Origin of the sequence: Photorhabdus stackebrandtii (genome assembly GCF_011189495.1) — a bacterium.
GTDB lineage: Bacteria > Pseudomonadota > Gammaproteobacteria > Enterobacterales > Enterobacteriaceae > Photorhabdus > Photorhabdus khanii.
In genome coordinates, this window is the sequence record NZ_PUJV01000019.1 from 1 (window position 1) to 18,518 (window position 18,518).

Sequence of the window (18,518 nt, forward strand, 5' to 3'; positions counted from 1 at the left end):
CCTGCCCGCCGTTAAGACCCTTGCAGACTCGCCGGTTCAGCTTTTTACCTTAGACGGTGCCGGTAAACCGTCCATTGGTTTACTGTTTGACTCCTCACTGACCGGCACCAGCCTGTTTCTAAATGCTCTCACCCTAGCGGATGTGGCTATGCAGACAGAATATGCCCGCAATAACCCGTTACAGCCCGGACCGTCCTATATGAGCCTGCTGCGCTTTAGTACCGCGGTGATTGGTATGAGTGCCGATTTGGCCTCCCTCGGTTCGACGCTGGCAAGTAAAGTGAATTCCCCGATAGTCAGGGCACTGATGAGCAACATAAAAGTGCCTTCTGTCAATGTGGCTGTAGTCAATCAATTCTCCCGGGTTGCCGGCAGTGTCGCAGGTTATTTAGGGGCGTTGGTCTCCTTCTATGATGCCAGTAATGCATTCAAAGTGGGTAATAGTGTAGAAGGTTATAGTCAGGTAGCAATAGGAACAGGTTATATTATTTTGACCACAGCGGTCTGGATCGGGGCTGCCGCAGGCACCTTCCTGACTGGGGGCGTACTCACTGCGATAATCGTAGGGGCCAGTTTGCTTATCGGAGGCAGTATTGTACAGGCTAGCAGTGCCTGGTCAGATTTGGAGAAAACGCTGAATAACTGTTTTTGGGGGTCAGGGAAAAAATATGATTTTTGGGGAGAAAAAGGAAGACCTGAAATATCAGAACAACTTAAAACAGCAAGAAGAATGAACAATGATACCCAAAATCATTTTATTATCGAAAACCAGGAGTTTTTAAATCTCTTTATTCAGCCACAATTGAAAATACATAGGGAATACAGAAAAACGACCTACCACTTTACCTTACCTGCCTTCCAAATGGGAGTTTCGGAAATATATGGGCTTTTCGTTAAAGAAAATGAAATATACTATCTCGGTGCACAAATTATCACTATTACCATTAATCGTCGCCAGTATACACGGGACACTTTTCGCGATGCCACATTCAAGGCCGCACGAGAACAGGCGAAGCTAACTCTGAATGGCAACACAGCCACATTGGAAATAGTCACGACAGAAGGACGCGAAGTAAACCCTTATCGCAGCAAGCTATATTGGTATTACCAGCAGTCAGACAATGTTATCGCTCCTTTGCGCTATTTATGGGGAGAAAAACCTACAGAGGAAAATACTATTAAGGGTAGTTTTGATGGAGAACGCACACTATGAAGCAACGCCTAAAAAACTTACTCAAAAAATGGTTTCCTACTATTCATCCACTGCCAGCCAAACGGCTGGCCAGTTGGGAAAAAGAACTTCTGGCGGCACCACCAGATATTAAAGATGAAGAAACCATTAAACACGTGGAAATACTAGACTACCTTGATAATAAGGAATGTCATATTCGTAATACCCAACGCCGTGGCCGGAGTATTACCTTGATCCCGGTTACACTGGGGATTATTAGTAGTCTTATTCTAAATATTAACGGATTTATCGAAGACCGTAAAAATGATGAGAGAGGTATTCATCAATGGGTCAATTTAGTAAAAGAGGAATATGGTGAAGAATTTTATCTACGTAATGACCTACCTGATTATATGGAAAATGCCCGTTATATTGGTAACGATAAAGAAATTTCCCTAAGAAAATATTTATATTACCGCTATAACTATTATCTATACAGTGACTATTTTTTTAAAGTCGACATAGGTTTCCTGTTGCTCTATCTGCTGATTATTCCACCTTTCGTATGGGCCGTATTTTTTTCACACCGTCAGGCACCATTAATTATCGATCGTGAACGACAGATTTTTTACACCTGGTATAAAGGTAAAGCCTATGCTGCTCGTTATCCACAAGTAGGCATGGCCGAAAAAACTAATATTCTGTTCCTCAAAGTCTATGGCTTGGACGAAAACAATCAGCTTATTGGACGTGGCTTTATCCCTAACGTCAGTAGTTATTCCTTTGCTTTCTTAAGCAGTGGCAATGATAAAGCGCTGGCAGTCGCCTTTATGGTGAAATTCTTATTAAACGGCAAAGAAGCAGTCAGTAAAGTGGATTATAAACGCCGTGGACCGCTTATTTGGTGGAACAAAGATAAAAGACCCGCTGATTTAGACACACAAATTCCGTTGATTTTGGCAGAATTGGATCGCTTAGGTCCCCCTGATGAAGATCTTTCCGAATGAACGCAACATTAAAAAATCTACTCAAAAAATGGTTTCCCACTATTCATCCACTGCCAGCCAAACGGCTGGCTTGCTGGGAAAAAGAACTTCTGGCCGCACCACCGGATATTAAGGATGAAGAAACTATCAAACATGTGGAAATACTAGACTACCTTGATAATAAGGAATGTCATATTCATAATACTCAACGCCGCGCCCGGAGTATTGCCTTGATCCCGGTTACATTAGGAATTATCAGTAGTCTTATCCTAAATATTAACGCGTTTATCGGAGAGAGAAGAAGTGGTGAAGCATACATTCACCGTTGGGTTAATATAGTCAAAAAAGAATGTGGTGAAAAATTTTATCTACGCAATGATTTGCCGGATTATATGAAAGGTGCCCGTTATATCGGTAATGATAAAGAAATTTCTCTAAAAAAATACCTGCACTATCGCTATAATTTTTATGAATATAGCAATGATATTTTAATAACCGATATGACATTTTTACTGCTTTACCTACTGATTATTCCACCTTTTGTTTATTGTATCTTTTTCTGGCAGAGACAAGCACCATTAATTATCGATCGTGAACGGCAGATCTTTTACACCTGGTATAAAGGTAAAGCCTATGCTGCCCGTTATCCACAATTAGGCATGTTGGAAAAAACTAATATTCTGTTCCTCAAAGTCTACGGCCTGGACGAGAACAATCAACTTATCGGGCGTGGTTTTATCCCTAACGTCAGTAGTTATTCCTTTGCTTTCTTAAGCAGTGGCAATGATAAAGCACTGGCAGTCGCCTTTATGGTGAAATTCTTATTAAACGGCAAAGAAGCGGTCAGTAAGGTGGATTATAAACGCCGTGGGCCCCTTATCTGGTGGAGTAAAGATAAAAGACCCGCTGATTTAGAGGATCAGATTCCGTTGATTTTGGCAGAACTAGATCGCCTAGGTCCCCCTGATGAAGATCTTTCCGAATGAAGTTTGCCGACATCAAGACCATCATTGAGAAAGATATCAATGCACTGGATTTAGCTGACATCAGAATTGATACGTAGACCATTCAGGAAAGCTAGATGCTTCATCCGCGGAGTCGATAATATTTTACTGGGCATAGGACATTTCCGGCAACCGTCCGCGCTCCTCCCGGTCAAGTAAATTATGCCCATCAACTTCCTCAGAAAGCCATCAACCGGATAACCCAACAATTCGTTCGCCCTGTGTTTTATGACAGACGGGCTTTAAACTGTTATTAAAAGTCATTGTTTTAACTTACGGTTTTAATCAGTATAAAGTTTTCAACGTTGTTTTTACCGATTTTAATGCCTGCTTTTTATTAAGTTTAATCATCATCGGATATCATGTTCTATGTTTAACCAACGTTAATCATACTCACCTTTTATCTTTACTGATGCTGTTTTACCCGTAATCTTAAACAATTTTAATAAGCCACCATTTTCTGTTTTTTTCAGATAATCACTTCCTTTTTCAGGGCTTAAATCCTGCTAAATTAACCGTTTTATCCATTTTTTTATTGCATTATTTTTAAGGTTTTCTTCATAAAATAACAACGAGAAATCGCTTAAATACCCATTTGATCAGATAATATTTTTTACATGCTGATTTTTCTCAACTCACTATTAATGGTTTTCAATTAAATGCAATTAACTCTCTTTTTGAAAACTTAAATTTATTGAGTTAAATCCACTATTTATATAAAAGTTTTAATATCTCTGCATTCGTGCTTTTAAATGATTATAACAGGTTAGGTAAATATATGATGGGAAAGCTTTAAATGTTATTATTTTATATAATTTTAATCAGTATAGAGTTTTAACGGTTTTTTACTACTTTTAACACCTGATTTTAATCATCATGGGGATATCGTGTTTTACGTTTAATCAACGTCAATCATACTCACTTTTTATCTTTACTGATGTTGTTTTACCGGTAATCTTAATAAGTTACCACCCTTTATTTTGTCTTCATAAATCAGCAAGTAAATGATCTGATGAGATAAAAACACCCCTTTTTGTTTTTATAGTTTTCTTCATACAATAATGACGAGAAACCGCTTAAATGCCAGCCTAGTAAAATACTATTATTTTGCATACTGGTTTATTCTCAATTTTCTATTAATGGTTAATGATTTTTTATTAAATGCAATTAATTCTCTTTCTGAAAAGTCGTATTTATTTAAATCCACCATTTATACAAAATTTTTAATATTTCTTCATTCACTCTCTTAAATAATCATAGCAAATTAGGTAAATGCAAAATAAACCGAGTATATAATCTCTGATAAATGAATTAAAAATAGCAGGGAATAACCCGCTTTTAGTCACCCTGTATCTCTTAAAAATCTGGCATTAATCGAGGATCTATTTTTTTCACCCTTGGCTGATAGATAACTGAGTTAATTACCGATAAAAAGAAGCTTGCAATCTCCCCAAAAGGGAAATGCAAGCAAAAATAGAAAGCGAAAAATGTTAAAATACAGGCTCAGCGAGTATAGTAATTATCATTCCGAGGATTTTATTATTTTTTAATTAAAAACTCATCTAATGAATGGCCTTCATTGAGCAGTTTTTGTAAACCTAATGGTCTTTTTCCGTTTCCTGACCAGTATTTAACCTCTCCATTTTCATTAAACTGATACTTAGGTTTTCTCGGTTTTCCTTTTCCTGTATTTGATTTTTTAGGTTTAAAACCAGATAGGGTAATAGGTATGTTAATGGTATTAATATCAAAGCCCATTTCTTCAATAATTCTTAATACTTCTAAACGTTTTTGTTCTTTTTCTTCTATTTCTAATCTGGCTAATCTGGAGGATTCCCGGCTTTCGTCAACGATTATCTCTAGTTTTTGGTAAACTTCTTTCAGCCAATCGAAATCTTTTGTTTGAGCAAATTTTCTTAATGTGGTTAATCCTGTTAAATATTTTGATACAATCTCATATTCTTGTTCTTTGGTTAACTCTGTCATTTTGTCACCTTGTTAATATATTTAAAATCCGTTTTTCCTGATGTTTTCTCTTTCAATGTCAGTATATCACCGATTTTTTTACCTACTTAAAAAAATCCTTAATCATTTCTGTTTTACCTTTAATAATTAAAGTTTTTATCTGTTTCTTCGTAATACCCTTGCCCTTTTTTCAGATTTTAAAACCATACTGATTTTGTCTCAAAGCAATAGCCCTACGGATAAATCCGAAATCAACGGCAGTATCGATTTTACGAATCAGATAATTGTGAAAAACAAGATCTTCAAGCAAGCCCTTTCAACAAGAAAAGTTTTCGTGGAGGAATATTCTTAACATGACGGCAAGCTCCGTTTGGCGAACGGAACTTGATTAACATAAAGCGCCAGATAAATAATCAGCACTTCGTCAGTAATCTGAGCACCAATAGCGCTCAATTATGACTGAGCAATTAAACCTGATACATTTTGCATAAATAGCAGGGAACAGCATCATCAGCATTTGAACCAATGACGTCCATATTTGGCAGGATATCTTTCAAACGTTGGTGAGCATCCTGCATAATGCAGCCCTTACCAGCCATCGTCAGCATTTCCAGGTCGTTCATTCCATCACCAAAAGCGATGCAATCACTGAGTTTATAGCCCATAGATTTAGCTACCTGTTCAAGGGCATGACCTTTGGAAACGCCACCAGCCATGACCTCCAGGCAATTACGTAACGAGAAACTGACATTCACCCTGTCACCCCAACGTGCGTTGATAGATTCCTCCAATATGAGCAATAGATCATGATCTTCACAGGTAAAATAAACTTTACATACACCATCAGTCTTAAAATTATCACGCTCAAAAAGCCGATAATGAAATATTGACTCCTGAAAAAATTCTTCCTGCTCAGGACTTTCACGATTCATATACCAGTCATCATGACGGTAATAATTGGTCAGAATATCAGGGTTATCAAACTCCATCAGACACAAGTCATTCACAATATCAGGATCAACGTTATGGCTGAAAACCAGTTCACCCGCGGTATTATGTACCCTGGCCCCATTGGAGGTGATCATATAGGCATCAATACCAAGCCCATCGCGAATTTGGGAAACATCCACATGATGACGGCCGGTAGCAAAAATAAAATGAATGCCTTTGTTTGTGAGTAAGTTAAGGGTTTCCTTGGTGTAAGACGTTAATTTGTGATCAGGAGACAGCAAAGTACCGTCTAAATCTGAAGCAACAATGTGATACATAGTTATCGTTCCTATTAATTGAATCAATTCTGGTCAAAAAAGTCACAAATAGCATTGAGTGCCTGGCTGCGTAATTTATCTTTTTCAAATAGGATCTCATGATGTGCCCCCTGAATAATCAAAGGTGACTGCCCTTCAATGAAAGCTCTCTCTTTCCGATGTGATTCACAAAAAGCCCGTAGCTGCTGATTATTAACGACTTTATCTTCACTGGCTTTTAAGACCATCAGTGGCGTCTCAATTTTTCCTGCTTTTTCTATCAATATATTGCCGATCCGCATACTTTCCCGCATCCAATGATATGTCGGCCCGCCTATGCGTAATTCCGGGTAATCCGCGTAATAACGGAGATAGCGACTATAACGTTCATAACTGTGTGTCAGAAGATTTATCAAATAGGGCAACGGTCGCCATTTTCCAGTCAGTATTGCGTAGTTATTTCGTCTAGCCGGTCGCCTTTCTGCCCGGTTCACCAGCAAAGTAGCCAACCAATGAGGCATTGGTAAGTTAATACCAAACATAGGAGCACAAAGGGCCGCTGCATCAAAAATCTGACTGTGACGTAATAAGAATCCCCCTAATATTGCCGCGCCCATTGAATGAGCCAACGCATAACAGTGAGAATAATAACGAGGGAGAATTTCTCTTTCTATGAACGTTTCAACGTCATCAATATAGTCATCAAATTTTTCTACATGCCCTTTCTGTGGATCTTCAAGCATCCTGCCTGATCGCCCCTGTCCACGATGGTCAATGATAAAAACGTCGTAACCAAGGTGATAAAAGTCAAATGCCACCTCCGGGTATTTGACATAACTTTCACTACGGCCCGGCAAGATAACGACTGCTCTATGATTCCGGGTTGTTGCACAAAAACGGACATAGCGTATCAGTACATTATCAACACCGATAAACTCATGCTCTTCCCTGGCTTGCCAGAAATCTAACAGAGGCCCGTTGGCAAAAGCAGAAAACTGTATCTCACGATTAAGCCAGCTCTCTTTCAACATTTCGGGCTTCATAAATCATCTCCAAGCTATTCACACTCCTCCAGATGTTTACAGATCAAAGCCATAAAAACGCTACCAAAACGTTCTAGTTTTCGTTGTCCAACCCCGTTGATTAATAACATTTCTTCAGCCGTAACCGGGCATTGCTCTGACATTTCAATCAGCGTGACATCGTTAAATACAACAAAAGGCGGGATATTATCTTCGTCAGCAATAGACTTCCGTAATTTACGCAGCTTGGCAAATAATTTGCGATCATAATTGCCACTATATGATTTACTCTGCTGGCTGCGCCCTTTCAGGCTCTGTATCCGTGGAACAGCCAGTTTCAGCGGAACTTCACCACGCAATACTGGCCGCGCAGCTTCTGTTAATTGTAATGCAGAATAATTGGCAATGTTTTGACTGATAAAGCCTAAGTGAATAAGCTGCCTCAACACGCTGACCCAGTGCTCCTGGCTTTGCTCTTTACCAATGCCGTAAACCGGTAAACGATCATGCTTTAAATCGCGGATACGCTGATTATTCGCGCCTCTGAGCACTTCAACAATATAACCGATACCAAAACGCTGACCAACCCGGTAAACACAAGAAAGCGCTTTTTGCGCATCCACCAAACCATCATAATTTTTCGGTGGATCAAGGCAGATGTCACAGTTACCGCAAGCGGTTTGTTGGCTTTCGCCAAAATAGTTCAATAACACCAAACGGCGGCAAGTTTGCGCTTCGGCAAAGGCCCCCATCGCATTAAGCTTGTGCCGTTCAATATCCTGCTGTGTGTCAGCCGTTTTCTCTTCCAAACAACGGCGAAGCCATACCATGTCAGCCGGATCATAGAACAACACCGCTTCCGCAGGTAAACCATCACGCCCGGCACGCCCTGTTTCCTGATAATAGGATTCGATATTACGTGGAATATTAAAATGAACCACGAACCGAACATTGGGTTTATTGATACCCATACCAAATGCCACGGTCGCCACCACAACCTGCAAATCATCACGCTGAAACGCATCCTGTACCCGGGCACGTTGGCTGTTATCTAACCCAGCATGGTATGGCGCTACACTTAAACCACGTTTTTGTAAACGTTCTGATATCTCCTCAACTCGATTGCGACTGTTGCAGTAAACAATGCCGCTTTTACCTTTCTGACCGCGGATAAATAACCATAATTGATCTAATGGTTTGTATTTTTCTATCAAGGTATAACGAATATTGGGGCGATCAAAACTGCTGATATGAATAAGCGGATTATTGAGATTCAATAGTCGGGCAATATCATTGCGGGTTGTTTCATCAGCGGTCGCCGTCAACGCAATGAAAGGTAATGTTGGAAAGCGTTGTCTGAGTTGTCCCAGCGCCCGGTATTCAGGCCGGAAATCATGGCCCCATTGTGAAATACAATGAGCTTCATCCACAGCCAGCATAGCAGGTTGCCATTCCAAAAGCTGTTCAAGGAAGTTATCCATCATTAAGCGTTCTGGAGCGATATACAGCAATTTGATCACGCCCTGACGACAACGCCGGATCACATCCATCTGCTGTTCACGGGCCTGAGTTGAATTCAGGCAATCAGCTGCGACACCATTCGCCCGCAGTTGATCCACCTGATCTTTCATTAAAGAGATCAAGGGAGAAACGACCAAGGTTAATCCTTCCTGCACCAGCGCCGGGATTTGGTAACACAGTGATTTGCCACCACCCGTCGGCATAATGACCAGACAATCACGCCCCTCAAGAATGGTATTGATGACTTGTTGCTGACCAGGCCGAAATTGCAGATAACCAAAGGTTTCCCGCAATACTTGCTCTGCCAGTGATATCGTATTGATGACTTCTGCGGTAGACACGCTTTTCCTCAACCATTAAAAAATCACAGACGCTTAAGCATCTGCGCATTATGTTATCTTACTCTCGCAATAATTACTTCAACAACAAGCCCGATACATAACAAACACCGTTGTCATTTATAAAGCGTCAAAAAAGCAACACAGATTATTTTACACACGAACTTTAATTTTGCTCAGATTGTTTCTCGAGACGCCTCGCAAACTGGTAAGGTTGGCAATAAAAGCATAACATTAACAATTTATTAACTATATAAAGTGGTATTAATAACACGTACCTTTATTTGGAGATAAATTAAATGTCTACAACGCAAGTAACCCTAGAGGAAGCCCGCCAGCTAATTGGTAATTTTTTTATTTACCATATGCCTTTTAACCAGATATTAGGGCTTGAGCTGCTCCGGTTTGAACAGGATTACGCAGAAATACAGTTCCATAATCAGAGTAAGCTGGTAGGGAATACCGCACAGAAGATTTTACATGGCGGTGTGATTGCATCAGTGCTGGATGTCTGTGCCGGATTGGTCTGTGTCGGTAATGCCTTAACCCGTATAACACCAATTCCACGAGAAGAGTTAGAAAAGCGATTATCAACAATGGGGACCATTGATTTGCGGGTGGATTATCTACGCCCTGGCCGTGGTGAAGTGTTTACGGCCACCAGCAGTATCATCCGCAATGGAAATAAAGTTTCTGTCGCCAGAGCTGAACTGCATAACGAGCAGAGAGCACATATCGCCAGTGTAACGGCGACTTATCTGGTCGGTTAGTCATACCATTTTATATATTAATCCCTTGCGTAATATTCAGCCCGGTGACATATTATTTTCATGTTAACGGGCAGAAATCCATTACATCACTTTTTACTTTTTATTAACATTAGGACAACATGAATAAGCCACAAACTACCAAAGGCGTTTTGTACGCCTTCGGTGCCTGCTTTATTTGGGGAATTGCCCCAGTTTATTTTAAATACATTCAGCAAGTACCTGCCGACGAAATCTTGACGCATCGTATTATCTGGTCATTTTTCTTTATGTTGCTGCTGCTAACAGTAACCCGTCACTGGTCACAGGTATCCAATGTTTTTCGTCAACCTAAAAAAGTACTGCTATTGGCAGTGACGGCGACCATTGTTGCCTGTAACTGGCTGATTTATATCTGGGCAGTGAACCACGGTCATATGCTGGAAGCCAGCCTGGGTTATTTCATTAGCCCACTGGTTAACGTTTTGTTTGGTATGCTGTTTCTAAGTGAACGTTTCCGTCGGATGCAATGGGCTGCCGTTGCTCTGGCCTTCACTGGCGTATTAATCCAGTTATGGCAATTTGGCTCCGTACCTGTTATTGGGTTAAGTCTGGCCGTCACTTTCGCTCTGTATGCCCTGCTTCGTAAGAAGATGAATGTTGATGCTAAAACGGGTATGACGATTGAAACACTGTGGTTACTACCCGTTGCATCTATTTACCTGTTTGGTTTTGCCAACACCCCAACCAGCGACTTAAGTGCCAACTCAACGACACTGAATTTACTGCTGATTGCCGCAGGCATTATCACCACGGTTCCATTACTGCTATACACCGAAGCCGCTGCCCATTTGCGTCTATCTACGCTGGGTTTCTTCCAGTATGTCGGCCCAACGTTGATGTTTTTACTGGCAATACTGGTCTATGACGAGCAAATAGGTACGGACCGCCTGATTACTTTTGGCTTTATCTGGGCAGCATTAGTGCTGTTTACGCTGGATGCGCTTTATACACAGCGCAGGTTGAAAACATAGCAGAATCACTTTATTACATGGAAATAACCATCAGACTGGCCAAAATCGCAGAACGAGCTGCCCTTGAAGCACTCCAGTTACGAGCATCTCTCATGTGGGAAGAAGATCGAGAATTATTATTAGCCAATCCCCACATGATAGCGCTCCCTATAGAACATATTGAAGCAGGGTATGTTTATATTGCAGAACAAGCTGGCGTCATTTTGGGATTCAGTGTTGTATTACCACATTCTGATGGAGAGGCAGAACTTGATGGATTATTTGTTGAACCCACTGTCTGGCATCAAGGTATTGGCAGACAGTTGGTGACAACAGCACTGAATAACGTTCATACTAAAGGAGGAATATTATTATGGGTGCTGGCTAATCCTCAAGCTGCAGGGTTTTATAGTGCTCTTGGCTTTGAACGTTTAGGGGAAGAACGTACTCAATTTGGAACAGCGATTCTTATGATAAGTACGTCTCTGGAGAAATAAGTTATCTAGAGGAGAAATCGTTATTTATATAAGGGAAATTGCCAAGCATGGGAAAAATTAAGTTAATAATTTGGTTAACCAAATTGAGCATTATCAAGCTTTTCATTTGATTTATTGGCCGACTAAAAAAACCAGAACTAAAATAGTTGTCTCTTTTTTCCATTGTCTTAACTGACTTCGGATTAAGTATTTAATAATCTCAACGAATATTTTTGTCATTAAAATAGGCGTTGGTATTATCTGCCAACGCCTTTATTTCTACTGTGGCTTATCTATCTACAACCAATTCTTCCGCTTAAAGTAAAGATACGGCGCAAGACCAGCAGCGATCATCAGCCCGATCGCGCCCGGATAACCGAACGGCCAATGAAGCTCCGGCATAAACTCAAAGTTCATACCATAACTGGAAGCCACCAGCGTTGGGGGCAGGAATACCACAGATACCACCGAGAAGATTTTGATGATCCGGCTCTGTTCGATATTGATAAAGCCCATTGCTGCCTGCATCAGGAAGTTAACTTTCTGAAACAGGGATTCATTGTGTGGCAACAGGGATTCGATATCCCGCAGAATTTCACGGGCCTGCTCAAGCTGGTCGCCCGGCAGACGGGCTCGCCGCACCAGAAAGTTGAGCGCACGCTGAGTATCCATAAGACACAAACGCACTTTCCAGCCAATGTCTTCCTGTTCAGCAAGGCTGGACAGGGCGATATCAAATTCATCTCCCTGCTTCCCTTCCATAATGACCCGGCTCAAGGATTCCAGAACGCTGTAAATATTTTCGATAACATCAGCCAACTGTTCGATTTTGGTTTCAAACAGATCCATCAGTACTTCATAGGCATTGCCGTCAATCAGTGTCTGATTACGGGCCCGCATACGGTACAATCGGAATGCAGGGAGTTCACGCTCTCGCAATGTATAGAGACGACCATCACGAATAGTAAATGCAACTGTTGCGTTGCCAGCATGGTCTTCCGCATCTTCAAAGTAGAAGAACGAATGGACATGTATCCCGTCTTCATCTTCAAAGAAACGCGCTGACGCCTCAATGTCATCCAGCTCCGGTCGGGTCGCCAAAATTTGGCCTAATTCATTTTGAACTTGAAGCCGATCTTGCTCTTCCGGTTCGACCAAATCTACCCACAAGGAATCAGATAACTTTTCTCCCTCTTCAAACTCAAGGCGGAGCAGGCGATTATTCTCTAACTTAAATGCGCTCAGCATGTATCATAAGTCTCCTTTACTCCCTACGTGATCGTAAGGCGCGAATGTTACGCTTAGAGGAAAAAGCCTGTCAACATTCAACCTGGATATTATTTTCAGACCGTTTCAAGTCTGGCATAAGCAGCAACCAGCCACTTAATCCCTTCCCCATGAAACGCGATTTGCAGCCGGCTATGTTCACCACTCCCCTCCATATTGACAATGGTTCCTTCACCAAATTTAGGATGACGAACACGTTGCCCAAGAGCATAACCACTATCATTGGAGCTGATTGGCGTACCTAACCGACGATGGTTGACTGGACGAGATACTGTCGCACGTAACCGAACTTCTTCAATACATTCTGGCGGCAGCTCACCAATAAAGCGAGATGGCCGATGATAAACTTCTTTACCATATAAACGGCGACTTTCTGCATAAGTGATTGTCAGCTTTTCCATTGCACGTGTCAGGCCCACATAAGCCAGCCGACGTTCTTCCTCCAAACGCCCGCCTTCTTCAATCGACATCTGGCTTGGGAACATGCCTTCTTCCATTCCAACAATAAATACCTGTGGGAATTCCAGCCCTTTGGCTGAATGCAATGTCATCAGTTGCACCGAATCCTGATAAGCGTCAGCCTGACCTTCTCCTGATTCCAGCGCTGCATGAGAAAGAAATGCCTGTAATGGCATCAGATCTTCGTCTTCATCCTGATAACTGAACTGGCGGGTTGCCGTGACGAGTTCCTCAAGGTTTTCAATACGTGCTTGTGCTTTTTCACCTTTTTCCTGCTGGTACATCGCTCTCAGGCCAGAATCACGGATAATTCTGTCAGTCTGCACATGTAACGGCATATCGCTGGTTTCTGTCGATAATGCTTCTATCAGTTCAATAAAGCGCTGTAAGGAAGACGCTGCCCGACCAGCCAGCACTTTCTCCTGAAGCAATATTTGACAGCACTCCCACAACGTTTCCTGCCGTTCACGAGCAGCCTGGCGCACTATATCCAACGTTCTGTCACCGATGCCACGGGTAGGCGTATTCACCACCCGTTCAAACGCCGCATCATCATTGCGGTTAGCAATCAGGCGCAGGTAAGCTAACGCATCTTTAATTTCCTGGCGTTCAAAGAACCGCTGACCACCATAAATACGATACGGCATTGATGCCTGTAGCAACGCTTCTTCCAATACGCGGGATTGGGCATTGCTGCGGTAAAGTATGGCGCAGTTTTTCAGTGCGCCGCCATTTTCAAGCCAGCTTTTAATCCGGCTAACCACATAACGGGCTTCATCAAGCTCATTAAATGCACAATACAGGGAAATCGGTTCACCTTCTACACCGTCAGTCCACAGATTCTTGCCCAAGCGATCACTATTATTGGCAATCAATGTATTAGCAACTTTCAGAATATTACTGGTGGAACGGTAATTTTGCTCCAAACGGATAGTTTCTGCGCCGGAGAAGTCTTTCAGGAAACGCTGAATATTCTCAACCTGCGCCCCACGCCAGCCATAAATAGATTGATCATCATCCCCGACAATCATCACTTTGCCCGTTTCCCCCGCCAACAGATGGATCCAAGCATATTGAATGCTGTTGGTGTCTTGAAACTCGTCCACCAGAATATTTGTAAAACGACCACGGTAGTGTTGCAGGATCTGCGGTTTATTCAGCCACAGTTCATGAGCCCGCAGCAGAAGCTCTGCAAAGTCTACTAATCCCGCACGATCACACGCTTCCTGGTAAGCCTGATAAATTTTCTGCCATGTCGCCTCAACAGGGTTGCCATAACTTTCAATATGCTGTGGCCGCAACCCTTCATCTTTTTTACCGTTGATGTACCACATACCCTGACGAGCCGGCCATTGTTTATCATCCAGATTCATCGCCTTGATAATGCGTTTGAGCAAACGATGCTGATCTTCGCTGTCAAGAATCTGAAAATCCTGCGGCAAATTGGCATCCAAATGATGCGCCCGTAACAAACGATGAGCCAGACCGTGAAACGTACCAATCCACATTCCTCCCTGGCTGGTACCGATCAAGTTTTCAATCCGGTGGCGCATTTCCGCAGCCGCCTTATTGGTAAAGGTCACAGCCATGATGGAAAATGGCGAGGCATTCTCCACCGACAACAACCAGGCAATTCGGTGTACCAGAACCCGGGTTTTACCACTCCCCGCCCCGGCCAGTACCAACATGTTGGTCCGCGGAGCAGCTACGGCTTCACGTTGTTTGTCATTCAGACTTTCGAGCAGATAGGAGATGTCCATAGTTACCATCAGTTGATTAAACAGCGACCACAGCCTGCTGTGTTTTTATACAGAATAATTTCATGATTATATCAATGCTGTCAAAGAAGCCAAATCGTAAATCTCAATGTGCGGCAGCAGGCGGCTCTCAATCGTCTGCAATAGTTTTTTATTTTCTGTATTAATCCAGCAAGCCTGCATACCACTACGAAGTGCCCCTTCCACATCAGTATTCAGGTCATCACCAATATGCAAAATTTTCCCAAGTGGTAAACCCAGGCGTTCTGCTGCCAGACGGTACATATCACTATGAGGTTTTGCGCGCCCATCAGGGCCGGCTTTCAGCACAAATTTAAAATAAGGCGCAAGACCACAGGCCGCAGGTTCTGCATTACCGTTAGTAATGGCAACCAATGGCATCTGTTCAGCAAGCGCAGCAAGGGTTTTATGTGTTGATTCCGGCACATCAATCCGGCTGCGCCAGTGGGAGAAATGGGCCATGATATCATCCGCGCCCCGGCAAGCATCTTCACGGCTAAAACCGTAATGGCAAAACATCAGCTTTGCAGACTGCCAACGCCACAAGGTCATGTCATGGCAGATTTCAGGATCTTGCTCAAATATCACTTCACGGAAAGCATACAGATCCTGACGATCAAGGTGACTGAACTTAGGATCATATTGCCGTATAAAATTCAGCACCTCTTGTTCCGTCTTATCTAGCACTGGACGATTGTCATAAAGGGTATCATCCAGATCAAATGTCATTGCTGAGACTGACGCAAGAGGCCGGTAAAAACGCATTACGATTTCCCCCGTTTGGCTCTGGGATGGGCCACATCATATACTTTTGTCAAATGCTGGAAATCCAGATGGGTATAGATTTGTGTGCTGGATAAGCTGGCGTGACCAAGCAGTTCCTGAACTGCGCGCAAATCACCACTGGATTCCAGAATATGAGTGGCAAAGGAGTGGCGCAATTTATGAGGATGAATATGGCTGCTCATCCCTTGACGAATTCCCCACTGCGCAAATCGCTTCTGTACATTACGGGTTGATATCCGCCGTCCGCTGTTTGAAATAAAAACCGCATTATCCTCCGGTTCAAACAGTTCCCGCATCTCCAGCCAGCGATTAAGCCATTCAACAGCGATCCGTCCCAAAGGGACCTTCCGCTCTTTACTGCCTTTACCTGAAACCCATACTTCCCCACTTTCAAAATCCAGATGCTGGCAATCAAGACCCACCAGCTCTGACAAACGCAATCCAGCGCCATACATCACTTCCAGCATCGTCCGGTCACGCACTGATAATGGATCATTGAAATTGATGTTCAGCAGTTGATCCACTTCATCCACATCAATATTTTTCGGTAAATGTCGCTTAGTCCCCGGTGTGCTGATGGTCTTTGCCGGATTAACGGAAATCTCGCCCTGAGTAACCTGCCAATCCAAAAAACTGCGCAGAGAAGATAAGCGTAAAGCCAAGTTAGCCGATTGTAAGCCAGCACGACGACTACGTGTTACTAACATTCTGATTTTCGCAGGATCAAGATCGTTCCATTGCCTGATACCTATTTCTAAAGCCATCCCAGCCAATGTGGAAAGCTGGCGTCGGTAATTAGTGATAGTCACCGGACTTAGCCGGCGCTCTACCCTGAGATACCTCAAAAATGCCTCAACCGGCTCCAGTAACAGATCAATTCCCTGCATCATATCCGTTTAATCCAACGAGACAGTATATCCGGCAGTAATTTAGCCAGATTATCAAGCATGTCAGTTCCCATGCCGTCTTGATAATGCTGATAATTTCGACTGTTAAATATCACCATACCCAGTTCTCCCCGAGTTCCCAGTAGAGATACAGCAACCGAACCGACATGACGAACCTGTGGTAACAACAATAAAATTTCCGGCCCGTTCAACATCCCGAGATAGTGGTTATTATTACCAAAACGATGAATACGAATTGGTTCAAAAGCATTGCGAGAAAGCGCTAAATCAGGCGCATTAAGCGGTGCGCCAATATGCCATTTATCACTAAAAAGACGGATATTGGCGCCATTTAACCCCAGACTCTTAGCCCATGAATTCAACCGACTAAGCATATCTTGCAAACTCTCTGCCGCCGCTAAATCAACAAGTAGTTTAAGCAACTGCTCGAACAGTTGCTCATTTACTCTAGCCTGCTCCATTAGCAGGGTTATATTTTCTTCCAGATAAGCAATACGTGTTCTCTGGCGACTCATATACCATTCAACCAGAGAAACCGTCTCTCTTATCGGGTGAGGAACCCGCATCTGTTCAACGACATTTGCATTGCGGATAAAGAAATTAGGGTTTTCCAACAAATAATCCACAACAGTTTGGTCATCGAGTGTACCACCGATGTTTAACTGCTCTTCTTTTTTTTCCATCTTCCGATGCCCCGCAGTTCAAAACAAAATCGATTACAGATGAATTGTGCCATCATAAACATGTGTCGCCGGCCCAGTCATATGGAGAGGGTGCCCCGGCCCTTCCCAACAGATAAACAATGAACCTCCCGGCAAGTCTACCTGAACATGACTATCGAGCAATTGCTGCTGAATGCCGACGGCTACCGCTGCACAAGCACCACTGCCACAAGCCTGAGTTTCCCCAACACCACGTTCATAAACCCGTAAGCGAATATGACCACGGTTTAAAATTTGCATGAAACCTATGTTAGCCCGTTCAGGAAATCTTTCGTAGCTTTCCAAAGCTGGCCCCAGAATTCCCACTTCGGCAGTTTCCACATCGGCTACCTGAATCACACAATGAGGATTCCCCATAGAAACCACGCCACAAAGAACCGTTTTTTCTACCACTCTTAAAATATAGGTTTTTTCTGCCTTTAACGCGCGAAATGGCACATGATGTGGCTCAAATTCAGGTTCCCCCATATTAACGCAAACCTGATCATCATTGGTGATACTCAATACCATACGTCCCGATTGCGTACTGACTTTAATATCACGCTTATTAATCAACCCCTTAAGGCGGACAAAACGGGCAAAACAACGCGCCCCATTGCCACACTGCGCCACTTCGCTACCATCAGCATTAAAAATGCGATAGTGAAAATCCAGATCCGGATCATAAGGTGCTTCAACAACTAACAACTGATCGAAACCCACACCAGTATGCCTGTCGGCCAAACGGCAGATCAGTTCTGGTGAGAAATAAACATTTTGGGTCACAGCATCAACGACCATAAAGTCATTACCAAGACCATGCATTTTGGAGAACTGCATATAATGCTCCACCGTAAGCCGCAGTACTAACTACTCGCTTATCCCGCCTATTTCTGAGTGGTACTATCCACTTTCTGCCCTTGCTGCACAGTCTTCACGGGAGCCTGAGCTGCGGTCTTAGTCTTCTCTGCCGATGGTTGTTCTGGAGGAAAATAGAGCGGGCCTTTTAGTCCACAGCCGGAAAGTACAGATAAAGTTATGATTGCCAGAAACCCGCGTAATTTTTTCTTCATCGCATTAATGCCTGTAATTCATACGTCAATATTCTCT

Annotated in this window: 17 protein-coding genes; 6 read left to right on the forward strand and 11 right to left on the reverse strand. The window is 42.8% G+C overall.

Features of this window, described 5'->3' with window-relative positions; all coding sequences use genetic code 11:
• From C5470_RS15160 to C5470_RS15170, 3 genes are all read left to right on the forward strand, one after another.
• Positions 1-1,213, forward strand: a 1,213-nt coding sequence (locus tag C5470_RS15160; RefSeq protein WP_166290413.1) for a hypothetical protein, incomplete at its 5' end; no start/stop codon positions are given.
• Positions 1,210-2,178: a hypothetical protein gene (locus C5470_RS15165; RefSeq protein WP_166290415.1), complete on the forward strand. Its 969-nt coding sequence runs from the start codon at positions 1,210-1,212 to the stop codon at positions 2,176-2,178. The genes C5470_RS15160 and C5470_RS15165, both read left to right, overlap by 4 nt.
• A complete protein-coding gene (locus C5470_RS15170; protein WP_166290417.1) occupies positions 2,175-3,143 on the forward strand; it encodes a hypothetical protein in 969 nt (322 codons plus the stop codon). The genes C5470_RS15165 and C5470_RS15170 overlap by 4 nt, the downstream gene beginning before the upstream one ends.
• A 1,557-nt stretch (positions 3,144-4,700) precedes the next feature.
• On the opposite strand, the gene C5470_RS15175 is transcribed toward C5470_RS15170, so the two are convergent.
• The 4 genes from C5470_RS15175 to recQ form a co-directional block, all read right to left on the reverse strand.
• On the reverse strand, positions 4,701-5,147 hold the full coding sequence (locus tag C5470_RS15175; RefSeq protein ID WP_166290419.1) for an H-NS histone family protein: 447 nt from the start codon (positions 5,145-5,147) through the stop codon (positions 4,701-4,703).
• Positions 5,148-5,593: 446 nt separating this feature from the next.
• Complete coding sequence (gene yigL, locus C5470_RS15180) at positions 5,594-6,394, reverse strand: sugar/pyridoxal phosphate phosphatase YigL (protein ID WP_166290421.1); 801 nt, start codon at positions 6,392-6,394, stop codon at positions 5,594-5,596.
• A gap of 23 nt (positions 6,395-6,417) precedes the next feature.
• On the reverse strand, positions 6,418-7,416 hold the full coding sequence (gene pldB, locus C5470_RS15185) for a lysophospholipase L2 (RefSeq protein WP_166290423.1): 999 nt from the start codon (positions 7,414-7,416) through the stop codon (positions 6,418-6,420).
• A 14-nt stretch (positions 7,417-7,430) separates the two neighbouring features.
• Entirely contained in the window at positions 7,431-9,257 is a 1,827-nt protein-coding gene (recQ, locus tag C5470_RS15190) for an ATP-dependent DNA helicase RecQ (RefSeq protein ID WP_166290425.1), read from the reverse strand.
• A 296-nt stretch (positions 9,258-9,553) separates the two neighbouring features.
• Between recQ and C5470_RS15195 the strand changes: the two genes are divergently transcribed.
• The 3 genes from C5470_RS15195 (at position 9,554) to C5470_RS15205 (ending at position 11,510) form a co-directional block, all read left to right on the forward strand.
• On the forward strand, positions 9,554-10,024 hold the full coding sequence (locus tag C5470_RS15195; RefSeq protein ID WP_166290427.1) for a thioesterase family protein: 471 nt from the start codon (positions 9,554-9,556) through the stop codon (positions 10,022-10,024).
• A 119-nt stretch (positions 10,025-10,143) separates the two neighbouring features.
• The gene (rarD, locus tag C5470_RS15200) at positions 10,144-11,034 is read left to right on the forward strand and encodes an EamA family transporter RarD (RefSeq protein ID WP_166290429.1); all 891 of its coding nucleotides are present in this window, start codon (positions 10,144-10,146) and stop codon (positions 11,032-11,034) included.
• Between the two features lie 17 nt (positions 11,035-11,051).
• Positions 11,052-11,510 carry a GNAT family N-acetyltransferase gene (locus C5470_RS15205; RefSeq protein ID WP_036844161.1) on the forward strand — a complete coding sequence of 153 codons (459 nt, stop codon included), beginning with the start codon at positions 11,052-11,054 and terminating at the stop codon, positions 11,508-11,510.
• Between the two features lie 276 nt (positions 11,511-11,786).
• Here C5470_RS15205 and corA read toward each other — a convergent pair whose 3' ends face one another.
• From corA to lptM, 7 genes are all read right to left on the reverse strand, one after another.
• On the reverse strand, positions 11,787-12,737 hold the full coding sequence (corA, locus tag C5470_RS15210; RefSeq protein ID WP_166290431.1) for a magnesium/cobalt transporter CorA: 951 nt from the start codon (positions 12,735-12,737) through the stop codon (positions 11,787-11,789).
• Between the two features lie 95 nt (positions 12,738-12,832).
• The gene (gene uvrD, locus C5470_RS15215) at positions 12,833-14,995 is read right to left on the reverse strand and encodes a DNA helicase II (RefSeq protein ID WP_166290433.1); all 2,163 of its coding nucleotides are present in this window, start codon (positions 14,993-14,995) and stop codon (positions 12,833-12,835) included.
• 66 nt (positions 14,996-15,061) lie between these two features.
• Positions 15,062-15,778: a 5-amino-6-(5-phospho-D-ribitylamino)uracil phosphatase YigB gene (gene yigB / locus C5470_RS15220; RefSeq protein WP_166290435.1), complete on the reverse strand. Its 717-nt coding sequence runs from the start codon at positions 15,776-15,778 to the stop codon at positions 15,062-15,064.
• The gene (xerC, locus tag C5470_RS15225; RefSeq protein ID WP_166290437.1) at positions 15,778-16,689 is read right to left on the reverse strand and encodes a tyrosine recombinase XerC; all 912 of its coding nucleotides are present in this window, start codon (positions 16,687-16,689) and stop codon (positions 15,778-15,780) included. Before xerC ends, yigB begins: the two co-directional genes overlap by 1 nt.
• Complete coding sequence (locus tag C5470_RS15230; RefSeq protein WP_166290439.1) at positions 16,686-17,390, reverse strand: DUF484 domain-containing protein; 705 nt, start codon at positions 17,388-17,390, stop codon at positions 16,686-16,688. The genes xerC and C5470_RS15230 overlap by 4 nt, the downstream gene beginning before the upstream one ends.
• A 33-nt stretch (positions 17,391-17,423) precedes the next feature.
• Positions 17,424-18,248, reverse strand: coding sequence for a diaminopimelate epimerase (gene dapF, locus C5470_RS15235; RefSeq protein WP_166290441.1), 825 nt, complete (start codon positions 18,246-18,248; stop codon positions 17,424-17,426).
• Between the two features lie 47 nt (positions 18,249-18,295).
• Entirely contained in the window at positions 18,296-18,481 is a 186-nt protein-coding gene (gene lptM, locus C5470_RS15240; RefSeq protein ID WP_166290443.1) for an LPS translocon maturation chaperone LptM, read from the reverse strand.
• Between the last annotated feature and the right edge of the window lie 37 nt (positions 18,482-18,518).